This window comes from Negativicoccus succinicivorans (genome assembly GCF_018373335.1).
GTDB classification, from domain to species: domain Bacteria; phylum Bacillota; class Negativicutes; order Veillonellales; family Negativicoccaceae; genus Negativicoccus; species Negativicoccus succinicivorans_A.
On the sequence record NZ_JAHAHH010000051.1, the window covers coordinates 1 to 9,662 of the forward strand.

Below are 9,662 nucleotides of genomic sequence, written 5' to 3' on the forward strand. Positions count from 1 at the left end.
CCGAGGCGTTGCGTGGCGGCGCTGCCAGTTCGTCCACTTTAGCCCGCAGAATTTCATTTAAATGTGCCACATCATAAGCGACCGTGCAATTCATTTGAACCGGTTTCAGGTAGCTTTGCCACTGCTCCCGCCATTGCCGAAACCATGAACCGGTGCGACCATAGTCGCTGACAGCAGCCGCTGTTGCCTCTGCATTTATGGCAAGTTTCAGGTCGCGCATCGGAATCTCCCAAGTGTAGGTTTGATAGGTCAAATTCAGCACCGCATTTTCATATTTGTTGTTTCGTTCTGCCAAATAGCGTTGCAGTCCTTCCCTTTGCCAACCGGATACATCCTGATCCTGCAGCTTGACTCCGCGGACGACACCGCTTGTCCCGTTGACAAACAAAGGCAAAAACAACAATGTAAGAATAATTCCTGCCGCTACGCAGGTGGCAATCATTGCATTCTTCTTCATAACGTTCCTCGTAAATATTCACTAAATAGTTCTCGCCACGAAACATCATAACCGTTACGTTGTCGCCATTGCGTGCGATATAATGCCAGCAACAGCGTAGCGCACTGCTCATAGTTCAGTTTCTGCGCTGCGGCGTAAACATTTTTCCAGCGCCATTGATTGTTAACTTGCAATTTTCGTGCCATATCTCTCGTCGCGACACCGGCATGTTCCAATTCATAAATGCCTAAACAAAGGCGCAGTTGCGAAGCCAGAAAGCCGGTATTTTTCAAGGTTTCATCTATGTTATTAAATAAATGCGGAACGGCTTCCAGAACAGCTCGTTTACGTTGATCCACCAAATCATCCCAAAACTGGAACACCTGCCGTTGCAAGTACGAAGGTAACGACTCCTGTACCACTTCGAGCGGGATCTCTTTTTGATCCGTCATCAGCTGCCATTTTTGTGCTTCTGTAGTGATAAAAACGGACGATATATTCTCCCAACCTTCCGACGCTACTTGCAAGTACTGCCGCGCAGCACGACTTAATCCTCGGCCTTGGGCGCGCAAGACACTGTCAAAAGCGGCGCTTACTTTCCATCCCGGAATAAATTCCGACATCGATACTTGCGCCAACGGTAAAATTTTTTTGACCAAGCCTAACCGGCGATCAGCCTTGCCTTCTAAAATAAAAAAAATACGCGTTTCCGCCGGTACATTTTCCAATGACTGTAAAAATTCCTTTGCCGGAATCGATTCATCTTTTTGTGTCAAAAACAAAGGGTTAACAAATTCAAAGCGACGCACTTCGCTAAAGAGCGACACTTGATTGATTTGCTGCACAATTTCCGCCGTTGTGCTGCGCTCTTTACCCTGCTCCACGGCTTCTGAAGTGCCGCTTCCGGCTTGCCGCTTGCGAGCATAAACAGCCGGTATATCAGTGCCGTGAAAAAGGTAAATTCGGTCGTTCTGCATGCGTTTTTATCTCCGTTTCGATGTTCCATGTATGACCACGTAGTGATGCGACTATCATTCCTGTCTCTTCTGTATTATACACAGGTATACCTTTCGCGTGAAACTCCTCACTGCCGTTTGCCGTGCCTTCACTACCGCTAAAGTTCCCATCGGGCACTGTGATAGCCAGTTGCGGATGCCGTTGTGCCAATATTGCCCTCGCACTTTGCGCATTCGCGATCACGAGCAAATTCGTCGTGCTCGGCATCGCCAAGGATTTTTCGTTTTGTAATTGTACCAGCGCCGATCCGCCCGACATAGCCAGTACCGCTCCATTTTGATTGGCCACCAGGCCGGGATATTGAATAAAAGTATCCGCCGTTGACACGACATGCGTATCTTTGCCATCAGAAATCTCCTGTGCTCGCAGATAACGATGTGAGGGAAATGGTTCGACCGTATTTTCACGCGGCGTCACATAAATACAATCGTCGACAGTAAAAATACCATAAAAATTTAACGCACGGGTCAGCGCCTGGGGATAATCTCGTCGAGCATAGCGACTTTCCTTGATATATAAAACCCGTCGTCCCCCTGTTTCCATACAAACAGCTCCCACTTGGCCGACGTCCGGAACTAAAATGCGTATTTGTCCATTTTGCGTAATCCTATACAGTCCCACCCCAAGGCAAGCGATTAAAAACACCAATACCGGATATTTCAACCGCGCATCCTTAGACTTAAAATACATAACTACTGTTGCCAAACCGACGAAGTAGAGGACAGTTTCAGCAATACTTAACGCCCGAAATCGTAATTGTGCCAACGGTAAATCAGCCACGGCTTGAATCAGTGCAACCGAGATAGCCAGACCGTAGTGGACAAGTCGCAAGATTCCCAATGCCGGTAACGTCCAGGCAAAATGCAGAATGACCGCCGCCAACTCTACCGCAATAATGATCTCCAACAACGGCGCGACGACAATATTTGTCAGTACTGCATAAAGCGGCAAGGCCTGAAAATAATATAACAGCAACGGCAACAAAAAAATATTTGCGGCAACGGTAACCGCGATCCCCTGCGCCAGGCGTAACGGTACATGCACAAGTTTGCGGCACAGTTGCGCACACGAACCGCAACAAGTTATCAATCCCAACGTGGCGCCAAAAGAAAGTTGAAAACTCACATCGTATAAAAGTAGCGGCTGATACAGCAGCATCAGTGAGCTAACCAAGCCTAGCCAATGGGTAGCATCCACGTCGCGTCGAAGCAGTATCCCCCCAAACGCCGCCGCCCCCATCCAAAACGAGCGCACCACAGGCGGTTGCCAGCCGGTGATAAATGCATAGGAAAAAACCAATAAAAAAGCGGCACCATATGTAAGCGGGGCGGGTACGCGAAAACACCTGCCGAGCCACCAAAGGAGCCCGAATAAAAGCGCAATATGAGAACCGGAAACAGATAAAATATGAATAATGCCGGAATTGGCAAATGCATTAATCAGTTCGGAAGAAAGGCCGTCATAACCGCCCCACAGCAAAGCGAACGCCAATGCCGCCTCCGACTTCGGCAACGCCTGCGCAAAAAAGGTCCGGGTCGTCTCGCGCAGGTGTTGTGCCACAGACAAAAAGTAATAGCCTTTATCCATGCCGGAAATATTGACTCGAGCCTTAAGCGGAACGTATAAATTACCCAGCATTTGTTCTGTACGATGCCGATAATAAAGCGTTTTTTGTCCGGGATTTTGATAATAGTGAAACGGTTTTAATTCAGCCGTAACTTGCAACGCGGTGCCGACAGAATACGGCTCATACTGCGTGCTGTCCAAATAAAGATACGCTTTCCCTTTGACATTCCTTGTTACACCGTCCGGATAGGAAAATGTTTTTAGCGCTACCGGATACCGATATGTCACTTTATCCCCGTCGGTGAAAACCTGTGCTTCCCTTTCCACAGTGACATGGTATGTACCGGTTTCGTTATATACAAAAAAGGCAAGATCCGCTGATTGCTTTTCTTGCCAATAAAACCCTACCCCACCTGCGACTAGACCGCTGAATAAAATTAGGAGTAGCCACTTACGCCCCGCTTTTTCCGACTTCAGAAAACCAAAAGCGGTAAGTGCGCCGACTGCAATCAGTAAAATTCCGTAGACAAGTAACGAATACGTAGTATTTAACGTGATCCCAAGCGCGACTGCCGATGCAAACAGCAACGCGCCATAATGCCAGATCAAATGGTAATATGACGACGCAGCTCTTTGAATTTTCCTTCACCGATTCCTTTGACTTCTTCCAAGTCCGTTAATTGACGAAACAGACCATGTTCCCGTCGATAGTCTAAAATTTTTTGCGCAGTTGCCTCACCCACGCCCGGAAGCGTAGTCAGCTCTGCCAAATTCGCGGTGTTAATATTCACATACGTGATGCCGAGTTGCCCTTCCGGAGGATTAAAGTTGAACGGCACGCTGATTTGCTCACCGTCACGCAACTTCGCCGCCAAGTTGACTGCTTCCGCATCAGCATACGGTAATAAATTCCCGGCCGCTTGCACCGCATCTTTGACTCGGCTGCCGAGCGGCAACCGGTACACACCCGGCTGTTCCACTGCCCCGGCTACGTAAACCAACATATTTTCTTCGACAGGAGATGCCACCGAAGCGGCAGTCATCGGTATCGGCTCCGGTTGAGAATCTTCCGCCAGAAAATAGTATAATATTCCTAAAAACGAAAGCGACAAGGCACCTGCCAACAGTGCGTGAGTGACGGACCGAGAAAAATGCACCGTTAATCCTTCTTTCTCTTATTTTATATGCTTTAATTATATACCCATGTCATACAAAGGAGCAATAAATCATGGATCAGAAACTTGCAAAATCGTATGCAGATGTTCTTTTACAATACGGCGTGAACTTACAACCTAAGCAGCCTGTTCTTATTAATGCACCGGTGGAAGCGCATGAGTTTGTCGCCATTTTGGTAAAGGCCGCTTACGCGCATGGTGCCGGCGATGTACAGGTCGATTGGCAATCCGGTAGCGTGTTTGCGCGACGTCTGCAGTGCGCGCAGGAAGATTCGCTGTTGTATATCCGTCCTTCGCAAGTCACCAAGGCGCAGGAATATTTGGCGGAAAATCGAGCCATCATTTCTTTGGTAAGTTGTGATTCGCCACTTTTCAAAGAAGTACCCACGATGCGAATTAACGCGTTTCAGCAGGCCAAAAATAAAGTATTTCAGTTTTATTCGCAAGCCATTATGAACTCGCAAGTGCAGTGGCTGGTAGCGGCCGTTGCAACCCCCACCTGGGCAGAACTTTTATTCCCGGACGAAACGCCGATAACGGCTTTAGAAAAGTTATGGGACGCTATTTTTTATGTTTCCCGTATTCAAAACGAAGATGCGTTGGCAGCGTGGCAAAATCATTTGGATACGTTGCACAGACGTCGTCGATTATTAGATGCGTTACGACTGGACACATTGCACTACATGAGCAAAAACGGCACGGATTTCGTGATTGGCTTGCCGGATACACACATATGGCAAGGCGGCAACGAAAAAAGCGGCCGCGCGGTTCCGTTCGCCGCCAACATTCCCACGGAAGAGATTTTTACCGCCCCTGATTTTCGCCGCATGACAGGTCACGTCACCGGCACTCGCCCGTTAGTCGTTTACAACCAGACGGTCGAAGGATTAGAGCTTGATTTCGTCGACGGCAAAGTAGTGCAAGTGGAAGCCTCGAAAGGCAAGGATGCCATCGAACAACTGCTTGCATCGGATGAAGGATCGCGCTTTTTAGGCGAAGTCGCACTCGTACCAAAAGATTCACCCATTGCGCAAATTCCCTATTCGTTCTATGAAACGTTAATTGACGAAAACGCCTCCTGTCATTTGGCATTGGGCGCAGCCTATCCGACTTGCATCACCGACGGCAAAACAAAAACCGACGACGAATTGACCGCCGCCGGCTTAAACCGCTCGATGATTCATGTGGATTTTATGATAGGAAGTTCTGACCTTACCATTATCGGACACACAAAAGACAATCGTGAAGTAGAAATCTTCCATGACGGCAATTTCAGCCCGAACTTTGCGTAGGTTCGCGCGGTTCTTTACTGAAAGCAAGTAAAAGCACCGCACTCATGACGCAAACAACGCCGATGATTTCTCCCCAACCGAATGACATCCCCAAAAAGAGCACTGAAAAAACAACTGCGCCAAAGGGTTCCAGACAGGTAAGCACACTGACTGTGGTCGGCGGTAATGTGCGTAATGCATAGAGAAACAGAAAAAACGGAATCACCGTTCCGCCTACCACGATGTATAAAAACATGGGCAGAACTTGCGAATGAAAAAACATAGACCAATCAGTCGCCGGTGTAACCCAATAGCTGAACATGCTACCGTACAACATCCCCACTCCCAATAAATAGGGCGCGGGAAAACGCCGCAATAACGAAAGCGGAAAGAGAACATAAAATGCTGCGGCAAACGCGGATAAAATTCCCCAGAAAATGGCTATCGGCGAAACGAGGAGTTTAGTCACATCGCCGCCCGTCACCAGCAGCACAACGCCGATGACTGCGCCCGTGGTCGCCAACACATCGGTTAAATTCGGCCATGACTTGGTGCGCCAAATCGCCCAGAAGAGCAGCAACACCGGCGCGGAATTTTGCAATACGGTTGCCACCACCGCGCTACCTTGTTGAATCGCCTGAAAATACGTATACTGCATGCCGAAAATGCCCAATACTCCGAATAACGGCATCTCCAACAGATAAAACTTACGACTGCGGGACGCGAGTTTTCTGTGCTCGGAACGCGTTGTAAAATAAATCAGCAAAAACAAAATTCCACTAAGCAGCATTCGAATCGTGGTTAAGGCCGGTGCCTGGATCGTCGTGGAGGCAAATAATTGTTGCGCCACTACGCCGCTGATTGCCCAAAAAAGTGCAGCGGTTGCTACTGCCCACTTCGCCATATGGATCCTTTCCGAGATACTTCGCATATGTAAAAATTTTAACGAAAAAAAAGCACCCTGACGGTGTAAAGTGGTGGGGCTAACTGGATTCGAACCAGTGACCTCTACGATGTCAACGTAGCACTCTAACCAACTGAGCTATAGCCCCGAGTAACTTTGTTTATTTTACCCGAGAAAAGATATCATTGTCAAGCAAAAGTAAAATCCCATCTATTCGATGGGATTTTACTTTTTTATTGCTCAAGCACTTTGGCAGCTGCGCCCATAATAGCCAAGCGCGAATGTTCAAACACCAAACCGCCCTGCAAATACACCGTATACGGCGACCGCAACGGACCGTCCGCGGAAAGTTCAATGGAGGACCCCTGCGTGAATGCGCCGCAGGCCATGATAATCGGATCGGCATATCCCGGCAGCTCCCCCGGAACCGGACGAACATAGCCGTCGACAGGTGACCATGCCTGCAACCCCTCGCAGAACCCGCATAATGCTTTTTCCGTGCCCAATTCGATCGTTTGAATGAGGTCACTGCGCTCCGTGCCTAATTGCGGTTCACTTTTGAAACCTAAACGATGAAACACGGCGGCAGCAAATTCGGCGGCGCGTAACGCTTGTCCGACTACATGCGGCGCCATAAAAAGGCCTTCAAAAAAGAGTCGATACCCCGGCGTATACGAACCCATCTCATCGCCCAAACCGGGCGCCGTCAGTTGATGCGCCGTGGCTTCAACCAGATCGGCACGACCGACGACATAACTTCCTGTCGGAGCGATCCCGCCACCGGCATTTTTGATCAGCGAACCGGCTGCAATATCGGCGCCGACTTCGATCGGCTCTTGCGTGGCGGTAAACTCTCCGTAGCAATTATCGACAAAGCAAATCGTCTGCGGATTTTTCGCTTTGATGACACGAATGATTTCGGCTATTTCGGTAATTGTCAATGCTTTTCGTTCCGCATAACCGCGCGAGCGTTGAATCAATACCAGACGCGTTTTGGGTCCTACCGCATTCGCCAACGCAGTAAGATCGCACCGACCGTCTTTCGTAGCTACTTCATGATATGCTACACCACGCTCCCGCAGATTCCCCGGCGCATTACCGGTAAGCCCGATAACCGTTTGCATCGTGTCATAAGGGGTTCCCATCGCGCAGACCATTTCATCGCCATGGTTAAGCAATGCTAACAAGACTGTCGCCAAGGCATGTGTTCCTGAAACAAAGTGTGGACGGACCAGCGCTTTTTCCGCACGAAAAACATGCGCAAATACCTTTTCCAAGGTTTCCCTGCCGACATCGTCATAACCATAGCCTGTCGTGCCTTGAAAATGAAATGCGGATAATTGGCATTCACGAAATGCCGTTAAGATTTTTTCGGTATTTTTTACCGCGACTTCATCATAGCGCGCAAACGCTTCCCGACATGTGAGTAAAGCCTGCGTTTCGATTTCTTTAAGCGTAATGGCAGATGATTGTGAATCGTTCACTCTTTTTCCCCTTCTTGAATCGTAGAAATAGCGTGCTTGTAAATCAGCTGTTCTTTGTCCTGACTTTTAAGTAACACTGTGAAATTATCATAATCTTTGACAATTCCCTGCAGTTTAACCCCGTTCAAAAGATAAATGCTGACTGTGGCTTTCGCCTTTTTTAAGGCTTCAAGAAAAGCATCCTGTAAATTTATTTTATTTGTCATTGCACGTCTCCCAGCTGTTTCTAATGATTTCTTGCATGGCATCAGCGAGCGCTTGCGCGGTCGGATATGCGCAAGGATCTATATACGTTATATATGGCATTCGGCGCAACCAAGTCATTTGCCGTTTGGCAAAACGGCGCGTATGAAGCTGTATTAAAGCAAGCGTTTCTTCACGTGTCTGCTCCCCCGCAAAGTACGCCGGCCACTCCCGGTAGCCTATCCCTTTTCCTGCTTGGCTTATATTGCTTTCATGCGTTTGCCAAAGCCAACGCGCCTCGTTTTCCAAACCCTCGGCAAACATTTTTTCAACACGGACATTGATGTGCTCATATAATATTTCACGCGGCGGCACCAGCGCAAATACCGGTCCCGTATACAATGGCTCATCGCTTTTCTTCGTCGCTTCATAACTGCCTCCCGCCGCAAGTACGGAAAGGGCGCGAATCAATCGTTGCGGATCGCCTACTGTCCGTGTCGCAAAATATTCCGGAGAACGTTGCCGCATTTCCTCGCGTAATCGTTCCACCCCTTGCGTGCGATACATTTCATTGTAGCGCTGCGTCCATTTCCGAACCGGTCCGATGTCAGGGAAGGTATAACCTTCAAGCAATGCTTGTACATACAGACCGGTACCGCCGACCAAAAACGGTGTTTTTCCCCGTGCGGCAATATCGGTAATCAGTGTTCGGGCACGCTCGCAAAATTCGGCCACGGTATAGTTATCAGTGACCTCTTTAATGTCCAGCAGATGATGTACGATACGTTTCTGCTCGTCGGTTTTTGCTTTTGCTGTACCGATATCCAGACCGCGGTACACTTGAAACGCATCTGCCGAAATAATTTCCCCATTGAACATTTCGGCAAGATGCAATGACACTTCTGTTTTACCCGCCCCCGTCGGCCCCATAATAACTACCAGGCGTTGTTTCATAAGTCCCATACTCCATAAACCACTCGACTATACGTACCGCCGCGCAAAAACGTCGGCGGATGCGTCTTAAACCAGCTCGCGAATGGTCTGTTTTTAACAATAATACGTTTTTTAGCAACTCGCTTTGCGTCTTCCCAGAGTTTGTCATCCAGCCCTGCTTGCGCGGCAAATGTGCGCAAATCAGCCAAGTTATTGGTTTGGCTCACTGTATGATGAAACATGAAGTCAAAATAAATGACATCAAAGCGGTTATCCGGTTGTTTCTTCAGATAGTCACTCACGTCAGCATGGAGTAAATGAATCCGCCGCAACGCTGCCGTCAATGCCGGTGCTTCGGGAACTTTCATAGAGCGCAAACCGTCTCTGCCCACTGCATACACCGGAAATGACTTTTCAAGCGCAATGATTTCCACGTTCTCAGACAAGGTATAAGCAGCCATAATCGCGTCGCTGCCTCGACCGAATGTGGCGTCTAAAAAACGTTCCGGAGAAACTTCATGCAAAAAATCGGCAAAATGATCTTGGCGCTTACGTTCCCAATTCAGCGCACGTAATTTTGCCATTTGCAAATGAAACTCCAGCCGTGTCTTTCCATCCGTTGCGACTAATCCCCGCTGCAATTGCACGAGCCAATGGGAAATCCGTGTCCGCTCCGCCAAGCGACGCAATGAT

10 protein-coding genes and 1 tRNA gene are annotated in these 9,662 nt (G+C 48.6%); 1 reads left to right on the forward strand and 10 read right to left on the reverse strand.

The window, feature by feature from the left end; all coding sequences use genetic code 11:
- From KH813_RS04780 to KH813_RS04795, 4 genes are all read right to left on the reverse strand, one after another.
- On the reverse strand, nt 1-457 hold a 457-nt coding region (locus tag KH813_RS04780; RefSeq protein WP_303993904.1), incomplete at its 3' end, for a peptidoglycan binding domain-containing protein.
- The gene (gene holA / locus KH813_RS04785; protein ID WP_303993907.1) at nt 454-1,413 is read right to left on the reverse strand and encodes a DNA polymerase III subunit delta; all 960 of its coding nucleotides are present in this window, start codon (nt 1,411-1,413) and stop codon (nt 454-456) included. The genes holA and KH813_RS04780, both read right to left, overlap by 4 nt.
- Entirely contained in the window at nt 1,376-3,628 is a 2,253-nt protein-coding gene (locus tag KH813_RS04790) for a ComEC/Rec2 family competence protein (RefSeq protein ID WP_303993910.1), read from the reverse strand. The genes holA and KH813_RS04790 overlap by 38 nt, the downstream gene beginning before the upstream one ends.
- Nucleotides 3,625-4,176, reverse strand: coding sequence for a ComEA family DNA-binding protein (locus KH813_RS04795; RefSeq protein ID WP_303993913.1), 552 nt, complete (start codon nt 4,174-4,176; stop codon nt 3,625-3,627). Before KH813_RS04795 ends, KH813_RS04790 begins: the two co-directional genes overlap by 4 nt.
- A 71-nt stretch (nt 4,177-4,247) precedes the next feature.
- Here KH813_RS04795 and KH813_RS04800 point away from each other — a divergent pair, with 71 nt between their 5' ends.
- On the forward strand, nt 4,248-5,486 hold the full coding sequence (locus KH813_RS04800) for an aminopeptidase (protein ID WP_303993917.1): 1,239 nt from the start codon (nt 4,248-4,250) through the stop codon (nt 5,484-5,486).
- Here the strand turns inward: KH813_RS04800 and KH813_RS04805 are convergent.
- The 6 genes from KH813_RS04805 to KH813_RS04830 all read right to left on the reverse strand — a co-directional run.
- Nucleotides 5,467-6,369 carry a DMT family transporter gene (locus tag KH813_RS04805; RefSeq protein ID WP_303993920.1) on the reverse strand — a complete coding sequence of 301 codons (903 nt, stop codon included), beginning with the start codon at nt 6,367-6,369 and terminating at the stop codon, nt 5,467-5,469. The two genes, KH813_RS04800 and KH813_RS04805, sit on opposite strands and share 20 nt — an antisense overlap.
- Nucleotides 6,370-6,440: 71 nt before the next feature.
- Nucleotides 6,441-6,517: transfer RNA gene (locus KH813_RS04810), tRNA-Val, on the reverse strand.
- A gap of 85 nt (nt 6,518-6,602) precedes the next feature.
- Nucleotides 6,603-7,829, reverse strand: a complete 1,227-nt coding sequence (locus KH813_RS04815) for a methionine gamma-lyase family protein (RefSeq protein WP_303993932.1) — start codon at nt 7,827-7,829, stop codon at nt 6,603-6,605.
- A gap of 20 nt (nt 7,830-7,849) precedes the next feature.
- Nucleotides 7,850-8,059 carry an RNA chaperone Hfq gene (hfq, locus tag KH813_RS04820; RefSeq protein WP_303993923.1) on the reverse strand — a complete coding sequence of 70 codons (210 nt, stop codon included), beginning with the start codon at nt 8,057-8,059 and terminating at the stop codon, nt 7,850-7,852.
- On the reverse strand, nt 8,049-8,990 hold the full coding sequence (gene miaA / locus KH813_RS04825) for a tRNA (adenosine(37)-N6)-dimethylallyltransferase MiaA (protein ID WP_303993926.1): 942 nt from the start codon (nt 8,988-8,990) through the stop codon (nt 8,049-8,051). The genes hfq and miaA overlap by 11 nt, the downstream gene beginning before the upstream one ends.
- On the reverse strand, nt 8,987-9,662 hold a 676-nt coding region (locus KH813_RS04830; RefSeq protein WP_303993929.1), incomplete at its 5' end, for a class I SAM-dependent methyltransferase. The genes KH813_RS04830 and miaA, both read right to left, overlap by 4 nt.

What these genes read in the sequence shown, in the direction of transcription:
- KH813_RS04800 (WP_303993917.1), top strand. Translation starts at nt 4,248, where the DNA reads ATGGATCAGAAACTTGCAAAATCGTATGCAGATGTTCTTTTACAATAC.
- KH813_RS04805 (WP_303993920.1), bottom strand. Translation starts at nt 6,369, where the DNA reads ATGGCGAAGTGGGCAGTAGCAACCGCTGCACTTTTTTGGGCAATCAGC.
- holA (WP_303993907.1), bottom strand. Translation starts at nt 1,413, where the DNA reads ATGCAGAACGACCGAATTTACCTTTTTCACGGCACTGATATACCGGCT.
- miaA (WP_303993926.1), bottom strand. Translation starts at nt 8,990, where the DNA reads ATGAAACAACGCCTGGTAGTTATTATGGGGCCGACGGGGGCGGGTAAA.
- hfq (WP_303993923.1), bottom strand. Translation starts at nt 8,059, where the DNA reads ATGACAAATAAAATAAATTTACAGGATGCTTTTCTTGAAGCCTTAAAA.